General features: G+C 47.8%; 26 protein-coding genes. 22 read left to right on the forward strand and 4 right to left on the reverse strand.

Annotated elements, in window-relative coordinates:
- Positions 1-13: 13 nt before the first annotated feature.
- The 4 genes from ACYQ2N_RS18865 to ACYQ2N_RS18880 are packed head-to-tail and all read left to right on the forward strand — an operon-like array spanning position 14 to position 3,855.
- A complete protein-coding gene (locus ACYQ2N_RS18865) occupies positions 14-883 on the forward strand; it encodes a branched-chain amino acid ABC transporter permease (protein WP_460000959.1) in 870 nt (289 codons plus the stop codon).
- Between the two features lie 18 nt (positions 884-901).
- Positions 902-1,939, forward strand: a complete 1,038-nt coding sequence (locus ACYQ2N_RS18870; protein WP_460000960.1) for a branched-chain amino acid ABC transporter permease — start codon at positions 902-904, stop codon at positions 1,937-1,939.
- Positions 1,940-1,964: 25 nt separating this feature from the next.
- On the forward strand, positions 1,965-2,705 hold the full coding sequence (locus tag ACYQ2N_RS18875) for an ABC transporter ATP-binding protein (protein WP_460000961.1): 741 nt from the start codon (positions 1,965-1,967) through the stop codon (positions 2,703-2,705).
- Between the two features lie 31 nt (positions 2,706-2,736).
- Positions 2,737-3,855: an ATP-NAD kinase family protein gene (locus ACYQ2N_RS18880; protein WP_460000962.1), complete on the forward strand. Its 1,119-nt coding sequence runs from the start codon at positions 2,737-2,739 to the stop codon at positions 3,853-3,855.
- Between the two features lie 31 nt (positions 3,856-3,886).
- On the opposite strand, the gene ACYQ2N_RS18885 is transcribed toward ACYQ2N_RS18880, so the two are convergent.
- The 4 genes from ACYQ2N_RS18885 to ACYQ2N_RS18900 form a co-directional block, all read right to left on the reverse strand.
- The gene (locus ACYQ2N_RS18885; RefSeq protein ID WP_460000963.1) at positions 3,887-5,023 is read right to left on the reverse strand and encodes an ABC transporter permease; all 1,137 of its coding nucleotides are present in this window, start codon (positions 5,021-5,023) and stop codon (positions 3,887-3,889) included.
- 18 nt (positions 5,024-5,041) lie between these two features.
- Positions 5,042-6,205, reverse strand: coding sequence for an ABC transporter permease (locus tag ACYQ2N_RS18890; RefSeq protein ID WP_460000964.1), 1,164 nt, complete (start codon positions 6,203-6,205; stop codon positions 5,042-5,044).
- A gap of 13 nt (positions 6,206-6,218) precedes the next feature.
- Positions 6,219-6,902, reverse strand: a complete 684-nt coding sequence (locus ACYQ2N_RS18895) for an ABC transporter ATP-binding protein (protein ID WP_460000965.1) — start codon at positions 6,900-6,902, stop codon at positions 6,219-6,221.
- A 137-nt stretch (positions 6,903-7,039) separates the two neighbouring features.
- The gene (locus tag ACYQ2N_RS18900; protein ID WP_460000966.1) at positions 7,040-7,618 is read right to left on the reverse strand and encodes a DUF2318 domain-containing protein; all 579 of its coding nucleotides are present in this window, start codon (positions 7,616-7,618) and stop codon (positions 7,040-7,042) included.
- 269 nt (positions 7,619-7,887) lie between these two features.
- On the opposite strand from ACYQ2N_RS18900, the gene ACYQ2N_RS18905 reads away from it, so the two are divergent.
- The 18 genes from ACYQ2N_RS18905 to ACYQ2N_RS18990 all read left to right on the forward strand — a co-directional run bounded on the left by ACYQ2N_RS18905 (position 7,888) and on the right by ACYQ2N_RS18990 (position 26,346).
- Complete coding sequence (locus tag ACYQ2N_RS18905) at positions 7,888-9,336, forward strand: sensor histidine kinase (protein ID WP_460000967.1); 1,449 nt, start codon at positions 7,888-7,890, stop codon at positions 9,334-9,336.
- The gene (locus ACYQ2N_RS18910; RefSeq protein ID WP_460000968.1) at positions 9,323-9,961 is read left to right on the forward strand and encodes a response regulator; all 639 of its coding nucleotides are present in this window, start codon (positions 9,323-9,325) and stop codon (positions 9,959-9,961) included. The genes ACYQ2N_RS18905 and ACYQ2N_RS18910 overlap by 14 nt, the downstream gene beginning before the upstream one ends.
- A gap of 189 nt (positions 9,962-10,150) precedes the next feature.
- Positions 10,151-10,693 (forward strand): hypothetical protein, encoded by a 543-nt coding sequence (locus tag ACYQ2N_RS18915; protein ID WP_460000969.1) that lies wholly within the window; start codon positions 10,151-10,153, stop codon positions 10,691-10,693.
- Positions 10,694-10,827: 134 nt separating this feature from the next.
- Positions 10,828-11,331: a multiheme c-type cytochrome gene (locus ACYQ2N_RS18920; protein WP_460000970.1), complete on the forward strand. Its 504-nt coding sequence runs from the start codon at positions 10,828-10,830 to the stop codon at positions 11,329-11,331.
- On the forward strand, positions 11,325-12,119 hold the full coding sequence (locus tag ACYQ2N_RS18925) for a 4Fe-4S dicluster domain-containing protein (protein WP_460000971.1): 795 nt from the start codon (positions 11,325-11,327) through the stop codon (positions 12,117-12,119). The genes ACYQ2N_RS18920 and ACYQ2N_RS18925 overlap by 7 nt, the downstream gene beginning before the upstream one ends.
- Positions 12,120-13,271 (forward strand): NrfD/PsrC family molybdoenzyme membrane anchor subunit, encoded by a 1,152-nt coding sequence (gene nrfD, locus ACYQ2N_RS18930; protein ID WP_460000972.1) that lies wholly within the window; start codon positions 12,120-12,122, stop codon positions 13,269-13,271.
- 260 nt (positions 13,272-13,531) lie between these two features.
- Positions 13,532-14,842 (forward strand): cytochrome c biogenesis ResB family protein, encoded by a 1,311-nt coding sequence (locus tag ACYQ2N_RS18935; RefSeq protein WP_460000973.1) that lies wholly within the window; start codon positions 13,532-13,534, stop codon positions 14,840-14,842.
- 42 nt (positions 14,843-14,884) lie between these two features.
- Positions 14,885-15,796 carry a c-type cytochrome biogenesis protein CcsB gene (ccsB, locus tag ACYQ2N_RS18940; protein ID WP_460000974.1) on the forward strand — a complete coding sequence of 304 codons (912 nt, stop codon included), beginning with the start codon at positions 14,885-14,887 and terminating at the stop codon, positions 15,794-15,796.
- Positions 15,797-15,936: 140 nt separating this feature from the next.
- Complete coding sequence (locus ACYQ2N_RS18945) at positions 15,937-16,575, forward strand: precorrin-2 dehydrogenase/sirohydrochlorin ferrochelatase family protein (protein ID WP_460000975.1); 639 nt, start codon at positions 15,937-15,939, stop codon at positions 16,573-16,575.
- Entirely contained in the window at positions 16,551-17,885 is a 1,335-nt protein-coding gene (gene hemA, locus ACYQ2N_RS18950; protein WP_460000976.1) for a glutamyl-tRNA reductase, read from the forward strand. The genes ACYQ2N_RS18945 and hemA overlap by 25 nt, the downstream gene beginning before the upstream one ends.
- Positions 17,882-18,793 carry a hydroxymethylbilane synthase gene (hemC, locus tag ACYQ2N_RS18955; RefSeq protein ID WP_460000977.1) on the forward strand — a complete coding sequence of 304 codons (912 nt, stop codon included), beginning with the start codon at positions 17,882-17,884 and terminating at the stop codon, positions 18,791-18,793. Before hemA ends, hemC begins: the two co-directional genes overlap by 4 nt.
- 82 nt (positions 18,794-18,875) lie before the next feature.
- Positions 18,876-20,390 carry a uroporphyrinogen-III C-methyltransferase gene (gene cobA / locus ACYQ2N_RS18960; RefSeq protein WP_460000978.1) on the forward strand — a complete coding sequence of 505 codons (1,515 nt, stop codon included), beginning with the start codon at positions 18,876-18,878 and terminating at the stop codon, positions 20,388-20,390.
- Positions 20,387-21,562: a putative heme d1 biosynthesis radical SAM protein NirJ1 gene (gene nirJ1 / locus ACYQ2N_RS18965; protein WP_460000979.1), complete on the forward strand. Its 1,176-nt coding sequence runs from the start codon at positions 20,387-20,389 to the stop codon at positions 21,560-21,562. The genes cobA and nirJ1 overlap by 4 nt, the downstream gene beginning before the upstream one ends.
- Before the next feature lie 81 nt (positions 21,563-21,643).
- On the forward strand, positions 21,644-22,615 hold the full coding sequence (hemB, locus tag ACYQ2N_RS18970) for a porphobilinogen synthase (protein WP_460000980.1): 972 nt from the start codon (positions 21,644-21,646) through the stop codon (positions 22,613-22,615).
- Between the two features lie 61 nt (positions 22,616-22,676).
- Complete coding sequence (nirJ2, locus tag ACYQ2N_RS18975; RefSeq protein ID WP_460000981.1) at positions 22,677-23,672, forward strand: putative heme d1 biosynthesis radical SAM protein NirJ2; 996 nt, start codon at positions 22,677-22,679, stop codon at positions 23,670-23,672.
- Between the two features lie 2 nt (positions 23,673-23,674).
- Positions 23,675-24,697, forward strand: coding sequence for a siroheme decarboxylase subunit beta (ahbB, locus tag ACYQ2N_RS18980; protein ID WP_460000982.1), 1,023 nt, complete (start codon positions 23,675-23,677; stop codon positions 24,695-24,697).
- A 40-nt stretch (positions 24,698-24,737) separates the two neighbouring features.
- Positions 24,738-26,030, forward strand: a complete 1,293-nt coding sequence (gene hemL, locus ACYQ2N_RS18985) for a glutamate-1-semialdehyde 2,1-aminomutase (RefSeq protein ID WP_460000983.1) — start codon at positions 24,738-24,740, stop codon at positions 26,028-26,030.
- A gap of 28 nt (positions 26,031-26,058) precedes the next feature.
- On the forward strand, positions 26,059-26,346 hold the full coding sequence (locus tag ACYQ2N_RS18990) for a hypothetical protein (RefSeq protein WP_460000984.1): 288 nt from the start codon (positions 26,059-26,061) through the stop codon (positions 26,344-26,346).
- Positions 26,347-26,430: the final 84 nt, after the last annotated feature.

The following is a 26,430-nucleotide window of genomic DNA, read 5'->3' on the forward strand; positions in this document are numbered from 1 at the left end:
GAGGTAAAAGGGGATGCAAATCTTAATCGCAGCTACCTTGAACGGGCTTTTTATGGGAAGTCTTTATGGTTTGATAGCGGTGGGCTTAAGTTTGGTTTTTGGTGTTATGAAAATAATTAACTTTGCCCATGGAGCCCTCGTGATGGTTGGCATGTATGCAGTCTTCTATATGTGGAGCCTAGTAGGACTTGACCCCTACCTTTCATTGCTGGTAGTGGTACCTGCGCTCTTTTTCTTTGGTTACTTTCTTCAAGGTAGAGTCATTAATCCGGTCTTAAAAAGGGAATTTGGACGCAACGGACATGCGGTTATCCTTCTAACCGTTGGTCTGACACTCGTACTTCAGAATGCCGCCCTTCTTTTCTTTGGTGCCTATTACAAGGCGGCGAAGACATTTGTTTCGGGTATGACCTTGGATATGGGTGGCGTGGTGATCTCTGTTCCCCGTCTTATTGCCGGGATAGTCGGAGCAATTGTCATCTTGGGATTACAACTGATGCTAAGCAAGACTGACTTGGGAAAGGCCATCAGGGCTACCGGTCAGGACCGGGAGGCTGCGGGCCTAATGGGAATTAACGACTATAAGATTTACAATATTGCCTTTGGTATTTGCCTAGCTATTTTAGGGATAGCAGCGGCTCTGATGCTTCCAATGTACTATGTACAGCCGGAAGCAGGTAAAATTTTTGAAATGCGCTCCTTTGTAATTGCTGTTCTAGGCGGGATCGGAAGTTTGAGTGGAGCGTTTTATGGTGGGTTAATCGTTGGTCTGATTGAGTCAGTAACTGCTCAACTCTGGTCGGCGACAGCCGCTGAAATGCTGATTTTCGTGGTGTTTATAGGGGTCTTGTTATATAAGCCGTCTGGATTACTTGGGAAATAAGCGAGGTGAGGGACAATTATGTTGCGGAAGCTGACATACCCTAGTTATTATTTGCCTTTGTTATTCTTACTGATTTTAGTGGCGCTTCCCTTTCTCATAAACAATGAGTACATCTTACAAATTTTCATTATGTTTTTGTTTAATGCCTACCTCGCCTCAGGCTGGAATATAATTTCCGGATTTGCCGGTCAATTGTCTCTAGGGCATGCAGCCTTTGTGGGAATTGGAGCATACACATCGACGATATTATTTGTACAAGTGGGGATTTCTCCTTGGATTGGGATGATAATCGGTGGGGTAATAGCAGGCGTATTAGGTTGGCTTATAGGTTACCCTGTTTTCAAACTACGCGGGCCTTACTATGCTTTAGCTACAATTGCCTATGGGGAAATCATTCGGATATTTATTCAGAATACTAAATCCATTGGTGGCATCGAGCTTAAAGGTGCCGAAGGTATACTTATCCCTTTCAAAGGAAATTCCCCTGGCATTTATCAGTTTGAAACTAAAGCAGCTTATTATTATGTAATCTTTATACTGTTTTTGTTCGTGATACTTCTTAGCTATAAAATTAAAAATTCTAAAATGGGGTACTATCTTTCTGCTATCGGAAATGACCAGGATGCTGCCGAATCATTGGGCGTCAACACTTCGAAACTGAAGCTGACTGCGTCAGCGATAAGTGCGTTTGTTATGGCTTTAGGCGGCACTTTTTACGCCCAATATCTCCTCTACATTAATCCACAGGGGATATTAAGTGGGGATTTCTCTACGGAAATTGCGGTTATTGGAATTATCGGTGGGGAAGGTACGGTCTTAGGCCCGGTGCTTGGCAGCCTCATTCTTACACCTTTGTCCGAACTTACCAGAATTTATCTTGGGGGTAGATTTGCCGGCGTTCATCTCCTGGCGTATGGTCTCATCCTCATGGTTGTAGTGACTTATTTACCTCATGGTGTGATTGGGACACTCGGCAGATTGTACACGCGGATTTTGCGAAAACTAGGTGACCCGGTCGTCACAGCTAAGACCGGAGTGGAAAGCAAGACCTTATGATGCTGTAGGGTGGGGGGCTGGAACAATGGTAATTCTTGAAGCTAAAGATCTGACTAAGAGTTTTGGCGGCCTTATGGCTGTTGCTGATGTTAGTGTCAAAGTTAACTCGGGGGAACTTGTAGGTTTAATCGGACCGAACGGTGCTGGTAAAACTACCCTTTTCAACATGCTTTCAGGCTATTATAAACCTACGTCAGGAGAAGTGTATTTTAAGGGCAAAGATATTTCCAAGTTAAAAGTATTTGAAACCAGCTACTTGGGGATAGCTCGAACTTTCCAGATTGTTAAGCCTTTTGGCAAGATGAGTGTTTTAGATAATGTTATGGTAGGTGCCTTTGCGCAAACGGACAATAAGAAAATTGCCAAAGAAAAAGCATTAGAAGTTCTTGATTTTGTAGGGCTCTTGGGTGCAAAAGATAATTTAGCTGAGTCTATGACTCTGGGGGGAAAGAAGAGAATCGAACTCGCCAGGGCTCTGGCTACCGAGCCCGAATTATTGCTGCTCGATGAAGTTGTGGCCGGATTAAACCCGTCTGAAGTAAACGGAGTTATTGAAATAATTAGGAGAATATGTAAGGAGAAAAAGATTACGATTGTGATGGTTGAACATGTAATGCAGGCGATTATGGCTCTCTCGGACAGAATTATTGTCATGAATTCAGGTAGGAAAATAGCAGAGGGAATCCCTGAAGAAGTTGCCAACAATCCTGAGGTGATCCAAGCCTACTTAGGTCGAGGAATTAAGAAAGGCGGAGCCGATTCTTAATTTGCCTTGCATTAAGAGAGGATGAGTGAGGTTGCCTAAAAGGCTCGGCCTTATCATAAACCCTGTCGCCGGTATTGGCGGCAGGGTGGGCCTAAAAGGAAGCGATGGAGCAGAAGTTCAGCAGAAGGCTTTAGACCTGGGAGCGGTATCCCGGTCAGCCCAGCGTGCGGTGGAAGCCCTTCAAGTGCTGGCTGAACACCATCTCCCTATAGAAGTGGTGACATATCCGGCGGAAATGGGTGAACGTGCAGCCTTGGCAGTTGGGTTTAACACAGTGGTTATGGGCAGTATCACTAACGGCAGGACAACATCTGAAGACACGATGCGAGCAGCGGCGGCCTTGGCTGACATGGGTATTGAGCTCTTGCTCTTTGCCGGGGGAGATGGTACAGCCCGTGATATTTATGTGGCTATTGGGGGCAGAGTGCCGGTCTTGGGCATCCCTTCGGGGGTTAAAATGCATTCCGCAGTTTTCGCTAAGAATCCTAAGAGTGCTGGGCAACTTGTTTCTTTGGTGCTAAAGGGAGAAGCCACACGGGTACGGGAAGCGGAAGTCATGGACATCGATGAGGAAAGATTTCGTGCCGGGGTTGTAAGCGCCAGATTGTACGGGTATTTAACTGTACCTTATGAACAGAATTTAGTTCAAAACGTCAAATCCGGGGGCAGCGTTAGTGAAGAATCGACACTTCGTGCTATAGCAGATTACATTGTAGACAGTATGCGAGATGACTTATTGTACATTATTGGCCCTGGTACTACGACCCGGGCGATCATGGACAGGCTGTCCTTGCCTAATACTTTGCTCGGAGTGGACGTTATTGCGCACCGACAGCTTGTGGCCAGTGATGTAAACGAGCAAGCCTTGTTGGTATTACTGCAGCAAAGGGATGGAAAGATCGTGCTTACCCCCATAGGCGGCCAGGGGTATATTCTGGGCCGGGGGAACCAGCAGTTTAGCCCGCACGTGCTGCGGCAGGTAGGGAAGGAAAACCTTATTGTGATAGCTACCATGAGCAAAGTGCTGTCACTTCCGGCACACACACTTTTCGTAGATACAGGAGATCAAGCACTTGATCAGGAACTGTCCGGATACATGAGAGTTGTTACAGGCTATAAAGAGGAAAGTGTGTGTCGGGTCTTAAGTTGAAGGAGTCGTATTGGGTAGTTTATTTGATTCGCTAAATGAGACGTAACGCCTCAGCAGGATCTAATTTCGCAGCGCGCCAGGCTGGATAGCTCATAGAGATAAGGCCCGCAAAAACCGCCCCGATGATAACTAATAACCCCATCCAAGGATGAAGGGTAACCGCGAAAGTCTTCTGAGACAGTAAGGGTTCCATGAGTAAGGGAGCCAGTATACCCAAGACGTACCCAAGCACTCCTCCAACAAAACTGACTAATAATGTTTCCCAAGTGAGCACCCACAAAATATGGTGTTGCCGAAAGCCGATGGCTCTAAGAACACCCAGTTCCGTAACCCGTTCACGAATATTTCCCGCCATGGTTACTATTAAGATCAGCAGGCCAAATATTCCAAGTATGACGGAGGTCGTGAGGGAGAAATGGGCAAATCGGGCTACGCTGTCTTGAGTGCCTTGTACAAGTTGAGCTACTTCTACGACTTTAGCCTCGGGTAAGCGTTTGTTCAAACCAGCGGCTGTCTTTTCAGGTTCTATGGTATTGAGCTCAATCATGGACCAAGCATTCGTTATGCCGGTAAGCGTTCGAGCCGTTGTAATGGTTGTAAATATTCCATTGTCCTCTGAACTGCCCGTTTCTTTCATGATTCCGGCTACACGGTAGTTTTGATGTGCAAGTTCGATCGTACTTCCGACGTTTAGTTTATCCTTCGTAGCAATAGCTGAACCAACAACCACTTCGCGAGGCTGAGGGAGATTGCCGTCAACACTCCACCAAGGCTTTATTTTGAATTCACTGGGAAAGTCTACCCCGATCACCAAATAACGCTTGGTTGGGCTCTGGACGGAACCGATTACTTTAGGTGCAATGACGTCAATTTTGGTGTTGGTGCCTTGAATGGTGCTTAAGACGCCTTCATCCAGTTTTTTGACCTCGTAATTCATGCCAGGGACGGATAACCCCCCGTAACTCATGGTAAAGTGTTCGGAACGGGGCGTGATCACAATATTTGCACCGTATTGTGTGAGGCTTTTTTGCAGGTCTTCTTTCATGGCCGAAGAAATTACGCTCAAGCAAATAATGGTACCCACGATTAGCAAATACGTAAAGAGTAAGAAGCATGTTCTTCCCTTTCTTCGACGCAGGTTTTGCATGGCAATATGTGTCAACGTCATGTCATCCCTCCATTACCTTCATAAATAGCGCAGGGCGTCAACGGGGTCAAGCTTGGCCGCTTTCCAAGCCGGGTAAACGGTAGCTATAAGCCCAACGAACAGAGCGCCTCCAACAGCATAAAGAGACAACACTGGCTGCCACGTCATATGAATTTGAGTTTTGGAGAGAGCCGGACCGTACCGAACGGCTGCACCCATACCAAGTAGAAAGCCCAAAAGGCCTCCCAGGATGCTGAGCCCTCCTACCTCAGTCAGGATAACCTGGATGATATGGGATTTGCGAAACCCGATGGACCGAAGTATTCCAATTTCCCGTGTGCGTTCCTTGACAGAAGCCATCATGGTCATGGTAACAACTAAAACGCTTGCGAGCAGTATGATCAGGGATACGGTTAAGGCAAAGGCCTTAAACTTTCCGACGGTATCATTTCTAGACTGCAGGGAGGATTTTAAGGCGGTAACTTTCGTTCCTGGAAGCTTCTCTTGGAGTTGCTGAGTCACCTGATCAATGGGGCAGGTGTAACAAAGCGCAGCCGTTTCGATGAGGCTGAGTGCTCCCGGCCGATTCCACAACTGTTGCGTGGTCGAAAGATCCATAAATACTGATTGATCGTTTTCGGATGATCCGGTGGGCTGAATGATCCCTGCCACATTGAAGGATTGTCCCTTGATTGTCAGCGCTTGATTTTCTGTAAGTCCAAGCGAGCTGGCAATATCACTGCCTAACAAAATATCATTCGACCCTAGGGTCTGACTTTTGGCTAAGCCATCGATCTTCCACCATTTCTTGAGTTTCAGTTCCTGCTGAAAATCGACTCCAAGGATTAAAACCTCCTTGCCGTTAATCTGGGCGTTTTGTAAGAGTTTAGGAGCAATGGTTGCCAATGTTTCTTTGTTTTTAATCGTCTTCATCAGCGGAATAACGGACATACCAAGATCTGGTACCTGTGTTGGAGCTTCAACAGTAATTCCACCGAAAGACATAGCTTCTCCGGTTTCCGGCAAGATCAGAATGTTAGACCCGTATTGGTCCAGTTTATTGGCCACATCCTCTTTCATCGCTTCGTTTGTTGTATAAAGAAAAACGATGGAAGCAACCCCAATAATCAGGCTTAATACGAGCAAGGCCGAGCGGGTCTTACGTCTACGCATGTTTTGAAATGAAATGTTAGTTAGGCGCACGGTCTGTCCCTCCTTAGCCTTGCTCTGGCATAGAGCTTAAAAAACCATCTCGGATATAGATCGTGCGGGTGACCCAGTCAAGGTTCTCTTTGTTATGGGTCACCATGATAATGGTTAAGCCGTCCCGATTTAGCGCTTGGAATAAGTGCATGATCTCAACGGCTGTTTTACTATCGAGGCTTCCCGTCGGTTCATCGGCAAACATGATCGCAGGACGGTTTACAATCGCGCGCGCAATGGCTACGCGGTTCTGCTCACCCCCTGACAACTGGTTGGGTAAGCGCAGTGCTTTTCCCCCCAAGCCTACCTTGTCTAGTACTGCCTGAGCCATTTTCCGTTGTTCCCGATCCGAACGAGAGGTTATTGCCAGCGGTAACATGACATTTTCCAAAGCCGTAAGATAAGGGACGAGTTGGAATTGTTGAAATACGAAACCCACATACTCATGACGAAAATCAGCCAGACGTTCGGAACCTAGATTGTAGACGGAGATGTCATCGATCAAGACCTCTCCGGAGGACGGTTGATTTAGTCCTCCAAGGATACTAAGAAGCGTACTTTTGCCTGATCCGGAAGGCCCCATTAAAGCTAGGAATTCACCCTCCTCAATCTGAAGATTGCCATTCTTAAGAGCCTCAACGGCAGTATCCCCGCTTTGATAGGTTTTGGTGACGTTTGAGACTTGAATAAAGCTCATGTAAGTGTCATACCTCCTGGTACAAGAGTTCATACGTTCTCCTATGTACTTAACGCACTCGTAAGAACGAGTGCGTTAAGTTTGATTTAGCCTCTCAAAAGGTATATTTGTTAAACCATAGGTTCAACAAATAATATCTATACGCGTGGTTTCCAGTTATCCAAGGTGGATTGTGGGACTTCCAGGTTATCTCCGTTAACCGAATATGTTAGCGCGTCCGGTGGATACTGCTGGCAGCCTCCGCTATCACCTTTTAAGGTTTGCAGATCCCAAACCGTACCACAGGCATTACAAATCAACTTATTACCTGTGATATGGAACGTCTCACTGTTACAAGGCTCACAGACGCTCACAGCCACTAATACTTTTCCATTAGGCTGAATAACTGCGGTAAGGGGAACCCGCTTGCCACCCGCCTTATACTCGGTCCAGATAAACTTATCGTTCTTAAGCGTGCTTAGTGAAGTGACAATGACCCTTCCGTTTTCAATCTTACTCGGGACTTTTGTTTGCTGAAGCTGTTCACTGGTGCTATAGTTTATCTTTTGGTTGACACTGGCGACGCTCTTCGCGTCAAGCGGGTTCTTGCTGTTTAAGAAGAAATACCCGCCTACCGCAACAGCAAGAGTCATAACAGCAAAAGCAAGATAAACAGATGCGGTGCTTTTTTTCTGCTGGGTGAACTTTTGCTTTTTGTCCGCTCGCTCTTTGTCCATGACATGTCCTCCCTCATAGTAGCCTTTAACATGGGTATTAGAGAAATATGTTTCAAACCTATTGTACAAGTTTAGATATCAAATTTAAAGCAGAATAATCTGGGTTCCGGTCTGGTTCACAGGAAATTCACATTTTATTCATAGGACGTTCACATGTATAAGTCTTACCGATAACCCTCCGAGTTGTTCAGTGCGCTGATCAGGCAGTAGAAGGATTTGTCTGATCTATCGCGAATACTTATCGTAGACATTGATAAGATATATGTTTGTTGCAGAATGGTCGATGCTGGCAGCAGACTCTTGGGGGGATCCTTATTTTTGATATCAACGCTCTATATTTAGTTTACGGCTTGGGCTTCTTTACCATGGGAGTAGCGATTATCGTTCAGATCCTGCAGCCTAGCCAATTGAGTTTTGCCAAGACGCTGTGGTTATTGGCCTTTTTCGGCATCCTGCATGCGTTTTCCGAATGGGGTTATATTTTTGTACCTTTGCAAGCTGCGGGGCATGAGGAACTCCTGGTCATTTTATCGGTTTTACATTTAACCCTTAAGGCCAGTTCTTTTGCCTTTCTCCTAGCTTTTGGCATAAGACAGTATACGAACAAAGGGCAAATATACGCAGGAGTGCCGATCGTAATTTTATTGGTTTGGTTTGCTTATTTTATTTATTTTTTATATAAACGGTCGCTCGCTGTTTGGTATGTTGACAGTGAAATTTGGGAGCGTTATCTTTTATGTTTTCCCGGAGCATTAATTTCCGGCTTGGGAATTTGGCGCAGACAGGCAGAAGTTGCTAATTGGGGACTAAAAATAAACAAAAATTTCAGGGATGCCGGGATTGTCTTGCTTATGTATAGTGTTGTTTCAGGCTTAATGGTACCTCCGGGAGATTTTTTCCCCAGCAATATCTTAAACAGCCAAACTTTTTTGCTGATATTTCATATCCCTGTCCAAGTTGTGCGGGCACTCTTGAGTTTAATCTTAAGCTGGTTTGTTGTCAGAATTCTTGTGGTTTTCCGGATGGAATATACCCGTAATATCGAGAAAATTGAAGCTTTGCAATGGGTATGCAGCGAACGTCAGCGGATCGCCAACGATATTCATGACGGAGCGATTCAAGCGATTTATGGTTCAGGGATGCTGTTGGAACGGGCTGCTGAATTGGTGAGTATACAGCCGCTGCGGAGCAAAGAGTTAATTGAGAGAGTAAATGCACGGCTTAATGAAACCATTGATTCGTTACGCCGTTATATTCACGGGTTAAAATCGGAAAACTTCGGGCAGGAAGAATTTAAGGAAAAGTTGCTTGAAGTTATCGATGGTTTTCGCGAAGCGTGCCCGCAGATCACGATCACCCACAAGATTAAAGTCCCGGTTTGGTTTGCCTTATTGCCAGGAGGACAAGAGCATGTCTTGTTCATTGTGCAGGAAGGTTTGGCAAATGCCACCCGCCACGCGGACTGTTCGCAAATTGAGGTTGAGGTTTTGGGGGATGAGCGTGAATTTGATCTTCAGATCAGGGATAATGGCCATGGGAATCTTGACCTGAAAGCAGGGGATCATGCGAACGCAAGCATGCTTTCCGGGTATGGCATCCGTAGTATGCAACATCGCGCTCAACAGTTGTCCGCTCAGTTTCTGATTGAGGGTACGGCCAAGGGGACGTGGGTCAAGTTACATTTGAATAGGGTGGTGGATCTTTGTGACCAAGCATAAAGTAATGATTATTGACGACCATGACGTCGTGCGGATGGGCTTGAGGGTCTTATTAGATGATTCTGAGTATGAGGTGATTCACGAAGCCGACGGGGTGACTGAGGCTTTGCGTTTAGTCAGGCAGAGGGTACCGGATATTGTTTTGCTGGATGTGCGCTTGGCTGATGGCAGCGGCATCGATGCCTGTCGGCTGATCAAACAAGAGTTTCCTGAAGTGCGGATTCTCATGTTTACATCTTATGAAGATGAACAGGCTGTGATCGAGGCGATCGAGGCCGGTGCCTCCGGTTATCTGCTTAAACAGATCAGCCGGGAAGGATTGCGGGAAGCCGTTGGGAAAGTGCTCCGCGGCGAAGCCTTTCTGGATCCGGCTCTGGCGATGAGTGTACTGAGCAGGGTGCGTAAACTCTCGCAAAATATGACTCAGGAAGAACTCTTAACCAAGAAGGAGAAGGAGGTTATGCTTAAAGTTGCGCAAGGTAAGAGTAACCGGCAAATTGCTCAGGAACTCTATTTGAGTGAACACACCGTCCGCAATCACGTCAGCAGCATCTTGCAGAAGCTTAATCTCTCCAGCCGCGTGCAATTAGCAAATTATGTGCATGAAAAACATTTGAGTTCTTGAGATTAAGACGCTTAGAACAAATTACCCATGACATTTGTACTGGAAAAACAGGATATATATTTCCTGTTTTTTTATACATAATATGTGAAAATAATTATGAAGTAGTTTGGATGAAAACACAGGAAAGGGGGATGTGTTCTTAGTTGGTCCGAACTAACTAAAAATTTACATAATATGGAGGTAATTAGGTTGAAAAAGATTTACAAGCTCGCAATTTTTTTAGTTCTCGGAGCCTTTGTCCTGACCGGCTGTGGTACACAATCAGCTACGTCTCAACCTGCTGCTCCGGCACCGGCCGCAACGGCTGCCACGGATGATCTGAAAAAACAAATTGATGAAGTAAAAGGTGCTTTGCCGAAATTTGCCATTCCGATGCGGGAAGTCGGAGACCGTTTCGACAATATGTATGTGGCAGCTAAAGGGGGCAACTGGGCTTTAGCCAAGTATATGTCCAGCTATATGTTTAAATCCATGGGTGCAGCTAAAGTGACTAAACCGAATGAGTATCCGGCTTGGGAATCTTTCTATAAAGGTGCATTTGATCCGGTCAATAAAGCGATTGATGCCAAGGACTTCGCAGCCTTTGATAAAGCTTACACAGGTGTTATTGATTCTTGTAACGGTTGCCATGCTTCCATGGGTTACAAATACATTAAGATCGTCAAGAAGGAAACCGGCGCGGATTTCCATGCTGATTACAACTTGAAAACCGAACCTACAGAATTTAAGTAAGATAAGGGTTCATGGTTTTTCAGGGAAACTGCTATAACATAATAAAGCATGACAAGGTTCACCACAGTTAACCAGGGTGAACCTTGTTGGTTCAAGGGAAGTTCTGTGTCTATATATAGTGAGGTGAGAATGCAATGAAGAAAGAATCGAATCTGCTTCGTCAGCCGGTATTCCGAGTAGGATTTGTGTTGTTGCTCATCGTGGTGGCTTTTATTATTTTTCGTACAGCCTTTGTCCCGAAGTCTTTTGGGGTTTATGGTTTTTACCGGGGGGATAACGTGGCCGAGTGGACAAATTTCTCGGTTAAGCATAGTCAGGGTTTAGACTCAGCAACCTGTGTTCAATGTCATTCGGATAAAGGTACGATCAAGAGTACAGGTGTGCATCAGACGGTTAATTGTGAATCATGCCACAGCGCCGCTGGCCAGCATGCCCAGACTCCTTTCGCTCAGGATGTGAAACCTTCGAAAGATAATTCACGGGCTTCCTGTCTCATTTGTCATGAACAGTTAAGTGCTCGCCCGGAACAAGTTATCCGCCAGGTCGACGGAACCAAACATAATGGGGATGCGCAGTGCATTACGTGTCATGGTCCACATTCCCCTTGGGCGAAAATGGGAGGGAAGAAACCATGGTAAAATCAGTAACACGGCGCAAGTTTTTAAGACTGAGCTGGCGAACGTTGGCTTTAGGTGTAGGACTTGGTTTTGGAGCAGAACGTTTAGTGCATGGTGTCCCGCGCCAGGTTCAAGGAGCGACGCAAGCAACACCTTGGACGAGCCAGTGGCAGAATCACGAGTGGACTTTTGTGGTGGACACGAAAAAGTGCATTGGTTGCGGAAAATGTGTCAAGGCGTGTAAAGTAGAGAATGAAGTTCCGCTCAACGAACCGGTTTATCGGACTTGGATCGAACGCTATCAGGTAAGTTCCGAGGTTCGGGTCGATTCGCCTGAGGGAGGGATCAAGGGATTTCCCAAAGAGACAAATCAAGAGACAAAACAAGAGGAAAACGGCAAGAATTTTTTTGTACCGAAGTTATGTAATCAATGTGCCAAGCCTTCTTGTGTAACTGTTTGTCCGGTTGGGGCTACCTATAGAACGGTTGATGGGGTTGTACTGGTGGATCGCGAACGCTGCATCGGTTGTGGGTATTGTGTCCAAGCTTGTCCCTATGGTGCGCGTTTCATACATCCTCAGTTAAAAGTAGCAGACAAATGCACCTGGTGTTATCACCGAATTAGCAAAGGCTCGCAACCGGCTTGTGTTCATGTTTGTCCTACCGGGGCGCGGTTGTTTGGCGATAGGAAAAAACCCCAGGAACCGCTAGTTCAAAAGCTGGCCCAAGAAACGGTCAATGTCTTAAAACCGAGTATGGGTAACGAGCCCCAAGTATTCTATCTTGGTTTGGATAAGGCGGTGAACTAAATGACAGGTTTTGTTTATCCTAATGAAGCGGAAGTTTGGTGGAGTATACTGATTGTGTTATACCCTTATATCACCGGATTGGTAGCCGGTGCCTTTATCGTTTCCGCACTTTACCATGTTTTTCAAAAGACAGAACTCAAACCCGTCAGTAAACTCGCTTTATTGACAGCCTTGGCTTTGCTCCTTGTCGCCCCCCTCCCTTTATTATTGCACCTTGGGCAGCCTTTACGCGCCCTGAACATCATGTTGACTCCGCATCCGACTTCAGCCATGGCAGGGTTTGGCTATATTTACTCTTTTTATTTCATTATTGTACTCTTGGAAATATGGTTTGTTTTTCGCAAAGACATTGTAACCTATGCCCAATCCAGCCGCGGCTTCGCCCGTTGGGGTTATCGCCTTTTGACATTGGGAGCGGATGATATATCTGAAGCGACAGTTGCCACAGATAAGCGTATCGCGACAATTCTCGCTACGGTGGGGATTCCGGCAGCCGCCTTTTTACATGGCTATGTAGGGTTTATCTTTGGAGCGGTCAAAGCGAATCCTTGGTGGTCAACTGTTCTGATGCCGGTTATTTTCTTAATGTCGGCGATTGTCTCGGGGACGGCCTTGCTTATACTAATCTATGCTGCGAGCAGTAAGTTGCGGCATGAAGGGATCGATTCCTCGTGCTTGATGGCACTTAACCGGTATTTGTGGTCTTTTCTGGTCATTGATGTAACCCTTGAATTTCTCGAAGTGTTACACAAAGGCTATGAAGCACGCGAGGAATGGAATGCAATCTCCGGTCTCTTGACGCAACACATTAGTATTTCCTTTTTTGGGATTCAATTATTTTTAGGTGCCGTAGTACCCCTTATTTTGCTGCTTGTTGCCCGTTCACGAAAATTATCGGCCAAGCTGCAAAATTCCTTGACGCTAGCTTCGGCAGCTTTTATTCTCATTGGCGTTTTTGCGATGCGTTATAATGTTGTTATCGGCGGACAGCTGGTATCCAAGAGCTTAATGGGATATACTTATTTCCAACCAATTATCTTCGGCAAGGAAGGCTTGAGTACGGTGATTGCGCTTCTTATTCTTCCTCTGGTTTTATTAGCAGTCATTGTGCGGGTCTTGCCACCCTGGTTCACTAAACCAAGGGATTTTTAAGGAGACTATTAATACGTAAAGTCTTGCAAAAGCAGTGCACCTCCTGGTAACATACGAGGTGTCCTAGGCTAATCGCAGCGGCAAGGAGCCTTAAATGTCAAATGGAGGTGCACAATATGCTCAGCGGCTAAAGATTGAGTAAGGAAGCGTGGGCATCCATGCGTTCGAGCTTAGCTGGTTGAGTGTCTGTTTGTTCTTGTTGTGGTGCCTGTCTGGAATTTAATGCGCTCGTGATCACATACGCATCAGAGGGGGTTGTCATGGATAACGGGGACAAAAACTTAACTGATAAAATTTGGGAAGCATTTAGCTCGATGAAGCTGGGGTTGGCTCTGCTTGGGGTCATTGCCTTAGTGTCGGCTATCGGCACCTTTTTTCCCCAAATAAGCACAGAGCCGGAAAAAGCGCAAACGGTTGGGACGTTGTGGCGGACCTTGGGATTTACCGACCTCTACTCCACCTGGTGGTTTCGCTTGCTTCTAGGGCTTTTAGGGATTAATTTATTTATCTGCAGTGTTCAGCGTTTTCCGGGCCTGTATGCCAAAACTTTTGGTGTAAAAGCCGTACGAACGGTAGGGGAAGTGCCTGGGCTGATGCAAATCGAACTTAACGGGGAAAGCGGGTGGCTCGCTCGTAACTTGGCAGAAATTTTGGCGCACAAGCGTTATTATTTGATTAAGGATGAGTGGGAAAAGGGTTGGGGCTTTACGGCTATTAAACACCGCTGGGGTTATTGGGGGTCGTTGATTACGCATCTCTCCTTTGTGGTGCTCTTGGTGGGTGCGCTTGCAGGGGCTTTGTTCGGGTTCAAAGGGTACTTTTGGGCCGGATCCGGGAGCACTGTTCCCCTGCAGCAAATTGAGCTGAGCCGGGGCAGGGTGAGCCAGACATTCAGTGTCAGGGTCAATTCGGCAGAGGATCGTATTCTCCCTACGGGTGAGCGCGACAACTGGTACACTGATTTAAGCATTGTCGAAGGAGGGAAGGAAGTAGCCCGTCAAACCTTGTCGGTGAATCATCCCTTCGCTTACCAGGGAGTTACCTTTTATCAGGCTAGTTTTGCCCATGGAGTCAACCTTACCGCGGAGATGAAAGGACAAAAGGTTCCGGTGGTGCTGCAGGAGCGCGGTGGCAATTATTTTCAGGCTCCGGGCACAGATCTTTACCTGATCGTGGCCGCGATGAAAAAAGATATGCAAAACCCAGTCATTCTGTATCAGGTCTATCAGGGAAACAATCCGGAACCTGTACAGTCGGGGCAACTCCAAAAAGGGGAAACTGCGAAGGTTAAGGATGCATACCAGATTACGCTTGACGGGTATGCCGGATTTACAGGATTACAGGTTAAGGAAGATCCGGGAGTGAGCTTGATTTGGGTGGGCAGTGTGTTACTTTTGTTTGGGCTTATGCTGTCGTTCTATTGGCGCCCGGTCGTCATCTGCGGTGTTTTTAGCGAAGGGGAAAACGGGGGTAAGCTTGTTTTAGGGGCAACAGGCAAGTCAAAGAGTTTGGTGCATGAAGAGTTCAGTCTGATCACAGAGAAGCTGAAAACTTCAACAGACGCTGACTAAAACGTTTCCACCATTCAATTATCGATTGCAAGGGGGAGTACGATGAATTCAGGCTTGGAAAATCTTGAAAGCTCGATGTTTTATTTAATGTTCGCCGCCTATTTGCTGAGCATGTTCTGTTACTGGATCTGGGCGGCGTTTAAAACTGAACTTATGGGAAGACTGGCTACCGCTCTGGCTATCATTGGATTTGGGGCTAATACAGCGGTCATTGTCGTACGCATGTTGATGGTCCAACGGCCTCCCCTTAGCAACGGTTATGAATTTCTTGTAACCTTTTGCTGGGGGATTTTGGCCGTTTACCTTTTTGCAGAGTTCAGGTACCACCTTAAAGCTTTAGGGGCTTTTGTCCTGCCGCTCGCTTTCCTCCTGCTGGCTTATATCGCCATGAAAATGGGGCCGGAAGAGAGAGTGGCGCAGGCGATTCCACCCGCATTAAAAAGTCAATGGCTCACTTTTCATGTCATTACGGCGATTCTGGCCTATGGGGCGTTTGCGGTAGCCTTTGGGCTGGGAGTCATGTATCTACTCAAATACCGGCTTGCTCCGGTAAACGCGGATAAAGCACATAATTTAGATAAAGCAAATAAAGAGAATAAAGAAAACAAAGCAAGTGAGGAAACTGCAGGTTTTATTTCGCGTTTTCCCCCTTTGGATACCTTGGATGAACTGGCTTACCGCGTGGTGGGATTCGCTTTTCCGCTTTTGTCCCTCTGCATTATCACCGGAGCAATCTGGGCGAATTACGCCTGGGGAACATATTGGTCCTGGGATCCTAAAGAAACGTGGTCCCTCATTACTTGGATTATTTATGCCGGGTATTTGCACGCCCGCTTGATGTACGGTTGGAAAGGAAAACGAGCGGCCTGGATGGCAGTCTTCGGATTTGCAGCAGTCTTGTTTACATTTTTTGGGGTAAATTATTTCTTACCGGGACTACATTCATATGCGTAAAATTAGAGCGCAAATATAAGGGACTTGAATAGGGACATTTATTATAGTTAAAAAGTATCTTCAAATAATGCAGAAAGGGAGGAAAATTTGGCGAAAAAGCGAAATGTAAAAGAGAGAGCTTTCAAAGAGGTGACAATATATTGAGTCAATTCTATCCTGTTTTCGTGGATTTAAAAAACCGACCGGTGCTGGTAGTAGGCGGAGGCAGCGTTGCCCTGCGCAAGGTTCAGACACTGCTCTCTCACCAAGCGATAGTGCACCTTGTTGCTCCAGAGCTAAGCCCGGAACTTAAGAAACTTATTGACAGCAAGCAGTGTGCGTGGTCGTGCAAAGAGTATGACAGACAAGACATCAAGGATGCTGTCCTCATTTTTTCCTGTACTGATCACGAAGAAGTGAATGCTCAAGTAGCTCGCGATTCGGCGAAGGCCTGCCGTCCGGTTAATGTAGTTGATGATCCGGAAAAGTGCAGTTTCATTGTGCCGTCAATTCTGGAACGAGGAGATCTCTCGATTGCGGTCTCCACCGGAGGCAGCAGTCCCATTGTTGCCCGTCAAATCCGGGAGGAGTTAGAAAATCTTTATGGAGAAGAAATGGCAGAGTATCTTGCCCTTCTCAGAAGTTGGCGGCCACGGGTTAAAGAGAAGCTAGCTCCGGAAAAAAAGCGTCTTTTTTGGGAACGGGTGACAGATGGGCAAGTCCGGAGTATAATCAAATCCAAACGTCTTGCCGAAGCGAAAGGAGTGATCGAGGAGTGTTTCCGGTCACTGTTGGACTAAGTCATCACAGTGCTCCCCTGGAGATTAGGGAAAAGCTTGCTTTTCCTGCATCCCAGATGAATAATGCTTTACACGAGTTAATTACTTACCCTGCACTCGAGGGGATTGTCATTCTCAGTACCTGTAACCGTTTGGAAATCTATGCAGCAACAACTGATGTTGAGATTGGCCAGGAGTCTATCAAAAAGTTTTTAGCCGGAAAGAGCGGGCTTGATAACGAAATATTAAACCGCCACCTTTATACCCGCACACTTTATGAAGCGGTGCGCCATCTTTTTAATGTCGTTTCCGGCTTCGATTCCATGGTGCTGGGGGAAACGCAAATCCTGGGCCAGGTGGCCCAGGCCTATGAGGATGCGTATGAGGCTGGAGTCACAAACAAAGTAATCAATGTATTCTTTCAACATGCGCTTACGGTGGGGAAAAGAGTGCGCACAGAAACAAAAATTGACCAGCATCCGGTGTCAATAAGCTATACTGCCGTTGAACTGGCAATGCAAAAGTTTCCTAACATTGAAGGCAAGACGATCATGATCTTGGGCGCTGGGGAAATGAGTGCCCTGACGGCTAAGCATTTGGTTGCAGCCGGAGCCTCAACTGTTTTGGTTTCCAACCGTTCGTACGAACGGGCCTTAGCTTTAGCCGCCGAGTTTAATGGGCGTGCTGTCCATTTTCAGAAAATGGACGAATATTTGGCCGAGGTTGACATTGTTATCTCGGCAACAGCCTCAGTTCATTTTGTACTGTTGCCTGAGCGGGTGGAGAAGATCATGAACACGCGCGCCGGGCGTCCGTTATTAGTCATTGATATTGCAGTTCCGCGCGATGTGCATCCTGATGTCGGTACAATTCCCGGAGTGACCTTACACGATATTGACGATTTACAGGGAGTGGTGGACCGGAATCATCAAGCCCGGGAACTGGCAGCTCAGCAAGGAAAGAAAATTATCGAAGAGGAAATGAAACAATTCCTCAAATGGCATAATTCTTTGTTCGTAGTTCCGACCATTGTAGCCCTTAAGCAAAAAGGGGAAGAGATTAAAGAAGCTCAGCTTAATCGGGCTTTGGAACGTTTAGGAACTTTAACACCAAAACAGGAGAAGTTGATACGTTCTCTGGCTAATTCGATTGTGAACCAGCTTCTCCATACTCCTATCACTAATTTGAAGGAAGTTGCCGATACCCGCCAAGGGCATCTGTACACGGAGATCTTGCAAAACCTTTTTGACTTAAGTGTGGAAGAAGAGACAAAATCCCTGTGGATGGTTGGGCAACAGCCCGGGCAGGCCTTACGGGGGAGGGCGGAATGAAAAATATTCGCATTGGGACCCGTGACAGCTTACTGGCTTTATGGCAGGCAGAATGGGTGCGGTCCCAGCTTCTGAAGTTTTACCCGGACTTTGAATTCACTCTAATTCCTGTGAAGACCAAAGGGGACAAAATCTTAGACGTACCTTTAGCTAAGATAGGGGACAAGGGACTTTTTACAAAAGAGCTGGAAAGCTTTCTTCTGCGCTCAGAGATTGATCTGGCTGTGCACAGCTTGAAGGATATGCCGACAAATTTACCTGCGGGTTTGGATATCGCTGCTTTCTGCGAGCGCGAAGAACCGCGGGATGTGTTTATAAGCAAGGACGGGATTTTGCTTGAACAGCTTCCTCCTGGTGCCGTTATCGGAACTAGCAGCCTGCGCCGCAAGGCTCAGCTTAGGTACTACCGCCCTGATCTTGAATTTGTGGATGTACGCGGCAATCTGCAAACGCGCTGGCACAAACTGCAAAACTCAACCATGGATGGAATCGTGCTGGCAGCTGCCGGAGTTAAGCGTTTAGGATGGGAAGATAGAATAACGCAAATTCTGACGGAGGATATCGTATTGTCGGCGGTTGGCCAGGGTTCGATCGCGGTGGAAATTGCCCAAGAGCGCGAGGATATGTACGATTTGCTCGCACCTCTTAATCATACGGTGACGGAACTCGCGGTACGGGCTGAACGTGCTCTCATGCGCATGCTTGAGGGCGGTTGCCAAGTACCCATTGGAGCTTTGGCTCAAGTTCGGGGCCAGGAGATAGAACTTCAGGGGATGGTGGCAAGCGTGGATGGATCGCGCTTGCTGCGCGTCCGCACTAAGGGGGAAAACCCAGAGGGTGTGGGGGAGAGAGCAGCGCTTACACTTGTGGAAGAGGGAGCAGGGGAAATTCTGGCTGAGATCCGGTAAAGTGTATTTGCAGGTGCGTGCATGGCGGCTGCAGATACGGGAGGCTTATGCGGAAGCTATAAACTGTTGAGGAGTGTTACGTTTGAACCAGGGATTTGTCTATCTTGTGGGGGCCGGCCCAGGGGACCCCAAGCTTTTAACGATTAAAGGGGCTGAATGTATTGCCAAGGCAGATGTCTTAGTATATGACCGCTTAGCATCCCGCCGTTTGCTTAAGCATGCTAAAGACGAGTGTGAACTGATTTATGTCGGGAAATCGCCGGAACGACATACATTGCGCCAGGAAGAGATTAATGAAGTATTAGTCAAGAAGGCCAAAGAAGGGAAAATCGTTACTAGGCTTAAGGGAGGAGATCCTTTTGTCTTCGGGCGCGGCGGGGAAGAAGCCGAAGCCCTGAAAGAGGTGGGGCTGCCATATGAGGTTGTGCCTGGAGTTACCTCAGCCGTGGCAGTTCCGGCCTATGCCGGGATTCCGGTTACCCACCGTGACTTGACATCTTCGTTTGCCGTTATTACCGGGCACGAAGATCCTACAAAAAATGAGACTGCTATTGCCTGGCACGATTTAGTCGCAGCGCACGGGACGTTAGTCTTTTTGATGGGCATGGAAAACCTGAATTTGATTGCGGAAAAGCTTATCCAGAACGGGAAAAACCCCGAGACTCCGGTCGGTATCATTCAATGGGGAACACGTCCGGAACAGCGGACCCTGGTGGGGGAGCTTCATAATATCTCAACCCTTGTCAAGGAACAGGGATTTTCTTCGCCGGCAATTATTATCGTGGGGGAAGTCGTATCCCTCAGGGAGAATCTCAAGTGGTTCGAGCACAGACCTTTATTCGGGCAAAGGGTCATTGTCACGCGCGCCCGCCATCAGGCTAGTGCCTTGTCCCAGGCTATCGAAGACTTGGGCGGTGAGCCCTGGGAGTTTCCGGCAATTGAGATAGTGGAGCCAAGTGATCCGAAGCCCCTTGCCAAGGCTCTTGCTGATCTCAAACGCTTTGAGTGGCTGGTGTTTACCAGTGTCAACGGTGTCGAGGCTTTTTTTACTGAACTGATGCGACGGGGTAAAGATATCAGGGATTTGGCCGGCGTGGAAATCGTGGCGATCGGACCTGCCACTAAAGCTGCCTTAGAGCAGAGAAGCCTGCGCGTGGCCTTTATGCCAGACGAGTACCGGGCCGAGAAGATTATCGAAGGGCTTGCTAGCCGGATATTGCCAGGACAAAGTGTGCTCTTGGCCCGGGCAGAGGAAGCGCGTGATGTACTGCCTGAATCCCTTAAAGCTTTGGGTACAGATGTATGGGATGTACCTGTGTACAAAACCGTCCTGGGACAGAGCAACCGGGAGGAACTGCTGGCTCTGCTTACCGAAGGCAGGGTAAATGTCATTACATTTACAAGTTCATCCACGGTGCGCAATTTCGTGCAGCTGTTGGAAGGGAATCTTTCCTTATTAGAAGGGGTAAAGGTTTTCTCTATTGGTCCGATTACGAGTGAGACGGCGCGGCAACTTGGTCTTGAAGTGCACCGGGAAGCTGAGCGCTACACAATCGAGGGGCTTGTGGAAGCCTTGGTCAAGGGGGTAAAAGAATGATAAGCGTAACGAAGCTTCTTTTTGACACGGAGTATTTTGGGGACTCCCTACGCTACAGCCAGGGCTCGCGTGGAGCTTTACACGGTACCACTGTCAATTCGGGGCCGGTGGTGGTGTGGAATTCCACCCGCACCTGCAATCTCAAGTGTGCGCATTGCTATATGGATTCGGATGCGCAAAAGTATCAGGGAGAACTCACGACCGAAGAAGCCAAGAGGTTTATTGATGACCTAGCGGAATTCAGAGTGCCTGTGCTTCTGTTTTCCGGAGGGGAGCCTTTAATCCGGCCCGACTTCTTCGAATTGGCCGAATACACTGGGAACAAGGGGATCAGAGTTACGCTCTCGACCAACGGAACCTTGATCAGCCCTGAAGTGGCTCAAAGGATTAAGAATATAGGTGTTGGCTATGTTGGCATTTCCCTCGACGGCCTGATGGAAGTAAACGATAAATTCCGGGGCAAAGAGGGGGCTTTTAAGGCTGCGATGGCTGGGATTCAGAACTGTGTTAAAGTAGGGCAGCGTGTGGGGCTTAGGTTTACCATCAACCGCCATAATTTTGAGGAAATGGACAAGATTTTTGATTTTATTGAAGAAGAAAACATTGATCGGGTGTGTTTTTATCACCTTGTCTATTCCGGTCGTGGCAATCAAATGATGGACCAGGATGTTACTCCGCAAGAATCACGGCAAGCAATGGATATTATCATCCGGCGCACCCTTGATTACGAACAACGGGGATTAAAGAAGGAAATTCTAACGGTAGACAATCACTGTGACGGGGTGTACTTGTATTTGAAAGCCTTAAACGAGGATCCGGAAAGAGCTGAACGTATCAAAGGGCTGATCTCCCTTAACGGGGGCAACCGTTCCGGTATTGCCTTTGCCGAGGTCGACCCGTTTGGTAATGTTCATCCGGATCAGTTTAGCCAGCACATAACATTTGGCAATGTACGGGAGCGCAAGTTCGGAGATATCTGGACTGATTCGAGTCACCCCATTTTAGCGGGGCTAAAAAACCGCAAGCCGCTCCTTAAAGGACGCTGTGCTTCCTGCCGTTATCTTGATATTTGCAACGGAAATTTCCGCACCAGGGCCGAGGCTGCAGCCGGGGATTTCTGGGCGTCTGACCCGGCCTGTTATCTTACGGATGAGGAAATAGGACTAGCATGAGCTTGAGGGGTGTATACTTTTTTAGTAAGAATTGCTAGAACACGAGTAAGTTAGATCGTTAGATACAAGGGGGTTTGAGAGATGGATTTAATCAGGCGTCCCCGGCGTTTGCGCGCGAATGAGGCCATCCGCAGCATGGTGCGGGAAAATCATGTGCATACCAAGGACTTAATATATCCGATGTTTGTGATGCCGGGAGAAAATCTGCGCGTGGAAGTGTCTTCCATGCCTGGCGTGTATCAATACTCACTCGATGAATTCGTGGAAGCTCTGCATGAATTGGTACATTTGGGCATTCCCGCAATTCTCCTCTTTGGTATCCCTGAAAGCAAAGACCCGGTTGGCAGTGGTGCCTATCATGATAACGGCATCGTGCAGAAAGCGGTGCGCTTAGTTAAGCAAAACTATCCCCAGCTTTATGTGATTACAGATGTTTGTTTGTGCGAGTACACAGATCATGGTCATTGTGGACTGGTGCACGAGGGGAAAGTTCTTAATGACCCCTCACTTGAGCTGCTGGCGCGCACGGCGGTGTCTCATGCCCAAGCGGGTGCGGATATGGTCGCCCCCTCAGATATGATGGACGGCAGGGTGGCGGCTATTCGCCGGGCGCTTGATCGCGAAGGGTTTGAAGATATTCCGGTCATGGCTTATTCAGCTAAATTTGCCTCCGGTTTTTATGGGCCTTTCCGAGAAGCTGCCGGCTCTGCCCCTCAATTTGGAGACCGCCGCACTTACCAAATGGACCCTCCGAACGCGAACGAGGCGATGCTGGAAACTGCGCTTGATGTTGAAGAAGGGGCAGATTTGATTATTGTAAAACCTGCTCTTTCTTACGGCGATATTATCTACCGCACGAAAGAGCGTTTTGGCTTGCCGGTCGCTGCTTATAATGTCAGCGGGGAGTATGCGATGATCAAGGCTGCCGCCAAGCAGGGCTGGATTGATGAACAAAGGATTGTGATGGAAGCTTTAGTCGGCATGAAGCGGGCCGGAGCTGACCTGATTATAACTTATTTCGCCTTAGATGTGGCGCGGTGGCTTAGATCGTAGTTCGATTTTCGATGTTCGTAGTTCGAATATTAGGGTGGAAAGTTAATGGGGGAAGTTAGATATGATTGTTTCCTGGAATACTACCAATGCCTGTAATATGTATTGTGACCATTGTTACCGGGATGCGGGGGTCAAGGCAAACGAAGAGTTAAGTACGGCGGAAGCCAAGACTTTGCTGGAGCAAATTGCTAAAGCGGGATTTAAAATCATGATTTTCAGCGGGGGGGAGCCTCTCCTGCGTTCGGATATTGTAGATTTGGTAGCTTATGCCAAGTCACTGGGCTTGCGTCCGGTATTTGGCACCAATGGAACTCTGCTTACACTTGATCTGGCCAGGCGCTTGAAAGAAGCCGGGGCTATGGGCATGGGAATTTCCCTTGATTCCCTCGACAAAGCCAAACATGACGCTTTTCGCAAATATCCGAGAGCATGGGATGAAGCGGTACAGGGGATGCGCAATTGCCGTGAGGTTGGGTTGCCGTTTCAGATTCATACGACAGTGATGGACTGGAATGCCCATGAGGTCGAGAGTATCACGGATTTTGCCGTGGCCGAAGGGGCGGTGGCGCACCATTTCTTTTTTCTGGTGCCGACCGGGAGGGCGGTAACGATCGAAGAAGAGTCCTTACGGGCTCAAGAGTATGAAGATATTTTAAGAAGAATCATGCTGAAACAGCAAACTGTATCGATCGAGCTTAAACCCACCTGTGCGCCCCAGTTTATGCGCATAGCAAAAGAAGTGGGGGTTGATGTCCGTTTTGGCCGGGGCTGCCTCGCGGGAACTCACTATTGCATTATCGGACCTAAAGGTCAGGTTCAGCCTTGTGCGTACCTCAATATTCCGCTGGGGGATGTGCGCGAAACTCCTTTTGATGAAATCTGGCAAAACCACGAAGTGTTCCAGACTCTGCGCACTCTGGAGTACAAAGGAGGATGCGGAACTTGTCAGTATAAAAAAATCTGCGGCGGCTGCCGGGCCCGAGCTGCTTATTATAATGACGGCGATTACATGGCTGAAGAGCCCTGGTGTTTATTCCACGGCCGGAAGGGGGTATGAGCTTGGACACTGTTAACAGGGAGTTGCTCAACATTGTTCAAAGTCGGTTTCCGGTCGAATCCCGTCCTTACCTCAACTTAGGGGAAGAAGTTGGGATTACGGAAAATGAGGCTTATCAACGCCTTCAGGAAATGCGTGCCCAAGGATATATCAGAAGATTAGGGGGAATTTTAGACTCTCATCGCTTGGGCTACTATAGTACCCTGTGTGCGGCCAAAGTCCCGGAAGAGAAAATACCGGTCCTGACAGAGATTTTGGCCGGAATTACGGGTGTTACGCACAATTACTTGCGCGCGCACACGTACAATATGTGGTTTACCTTGATCGCCCCCTCGTACCCAGAGGTAGCAGAAATTTTGAACAGAGTTAAAACACAAAGCGGGGTTGAGGAGATATACAGCCTTCCTGCTCTAAGATTATATAAAATAAATGTTGACTTTGATTTCAATACCAATAATAAAACACCAGATAATGAGGATCACACGAGCGATAACCTAAACTCTCGGCACCAAAACATGAAACAACGAGGTGCTGATTCTCTGCTCAAGCAGCCCTATGCTGTCTCGGAAGAAGAGATAGCGTTGATTAGGCTTCTGCAAGAGGATCTCCCGGACGGTCTTAATCCGTTTAGAACTCTGGCAACGGAGCTGGAGTGGGAAGAAAATATGGTGCTTGAGTACACTCACAGGTTGCTTGAGGAAGGAGTTATTCGCCGTTTGGGGGCGGTTCTGCGCCATCAAAAAGCCGGTTTTGTGGCCAATGCCATGGGAGTTTGGCAAGTTGAGTCTGAAAGGGCAGTTGAAGTGGGGCCGCTTATGGCGTCTTTCCGAGAAGTCAGCCACTGCTACGAACGCCCGACCCTGCCGGATTGGCCGTATAATCTGTTTACAATGGTGCATGGGCACTCGGAACAAGAATGCCGCCAAGTGATTGCCAAGATCGCCCACACAACTGGAATCACTAAATATGACGCGCTCTATAGCTTGCTAGAACTTAAAAAGAGCAGTATGAAGTATTTTGTGTGAGTGATGATGTTCTAACCTTAATGCGAGGGAGGAAGCATATATGTCCTTTAACGATGAAAAAAGCCGTCAGGCCTTTGCGCGGGCTAAGCGAGTTATTCCTGGCGGGGTCAATTCTCCGGTGCGTGCCTTTCAATCCGTAGGACGCGACCCTGTCTTTATCGAACGGGGGGCAGGCTCACGTTTGTGGGATATTGACGGGAACAGTTACATAGATTATGTAGGTTCGTGGGGGCCACTTATCGTAGGACACGCCCATCCGGAAGTAGTGGCAGAGATTCAGAAAGCTGCCGAGCGCGGAACGAGTTATGGAGCGCCCACTGAAATTGAGACAGAACTGGCCGCAGAGGTCTTGAAGGCCTATCCGTCTATGGAAATGATACGGATGGTAAACTCAGGTACAGAAGCCACAATGAGCGCTTTGCGCCTGGCTCGCGCAGCTACCGGGAGAACGAAAATCGTCAAGTTTGAAGGGTGTTATCACGGACACTCTGATGCGTTGCTGATAAAGGCGGGTAGCGGGGCTTTAACCATGGGAGTTCCAAATTCGCCCGGGGTGCCTGCCCAGACAGCGGCTACGACAATATCTGCTTCGTTTAACGATCTGGAAGGGCTAAGAGAACTTTTCCAGAAGGATGGGGAAGAAATTGCGGCGGTCATTCTGGAACCTGTAACCGGAAATATGGGTGTGGTACTGCCTGAGCCGGGTTTTCTGGAAGGGGTGCGCGCCCTGACTTTGGAATATGGCGCTCTCTTAATCTTTGATGAGGTTATGACCGGATTCCGGGTGAGTTATGGAGGGGCACAGGGCCGTTTCGGCATAGACCCGGACTTAACCTGTCTGGGCAAAGTGATCGGCGGAGGGCTGCCGGTGGCAGCTTATGGCGGGAAACTCCGTTATATGGAGCAGATTGCGCCGAGCGGCCCAGTATACCAGGCTGGAACATTGTCTGGGAATCCCTTGGCTATGGCAGCAGGGCTAGCCACCATAAAGCTCTTGCAGCAGCCAAGGACTTATGAGGAACTGGAGCAGAAGACTTCACGGTTGGCTCAGGGTCTTAAAGACGCAGCTGCTGAAGCCGGGATTCCGCTCTGGGTCAATGCTGTAGGGGCCATGTTTTCAGCGTTCTTCACGGAAGTTCCGGTAAAAGATTATCAGAGTGCGTGCACTTCGGATACGGAGCGTTTTGGCAGGTATTTCCGCGCCATGCTTGAGCGCGGAGTGTATCTGGCTGCGAGCCAATATGAGGCTGTTTTCCTCTCTACCGCTCATTCCGGAGATGACATTGAGTATACTCTGGAGCAGGCGCGAGCGGTAATTAAGACGCTAAGGTGATTCTGCTGAGTGCGAGGAGGTCTTGTGTTTGGACCGGAAACGAGTTCTACGAAGCGTAATTACCCTTGGATTGCTGGCTGCCCTAGCGGCCGTCATCATATTTTCGCAACAGCATGACCCTGGCAACCCACATAGTTCTATCCCGCGTGAAGAATGGCTTACTGGTTCGAATGGGCATGGCTTTGCTGTAAAGAATAATCAGCAGCCTGCAAAACAATGTTATCCGTGTCATGAAAAACAGGGTTTGGGTGGCGAGAGTTACTGTACCGATTGCCATACTAAATCCGGCTTCAAGATTGAGTTGCCTAACGCTTAAAGCTCGTAAAACTTCGAGGTTTGAAAAGTAATTTTACTCGCACTCCCAACCAGTAGATGGAATAAAATGGAATATACGTTTTAC

It is taken from the genome of Paradesulfitobacterium aromaticivorans (assembly GCF_054657415.1).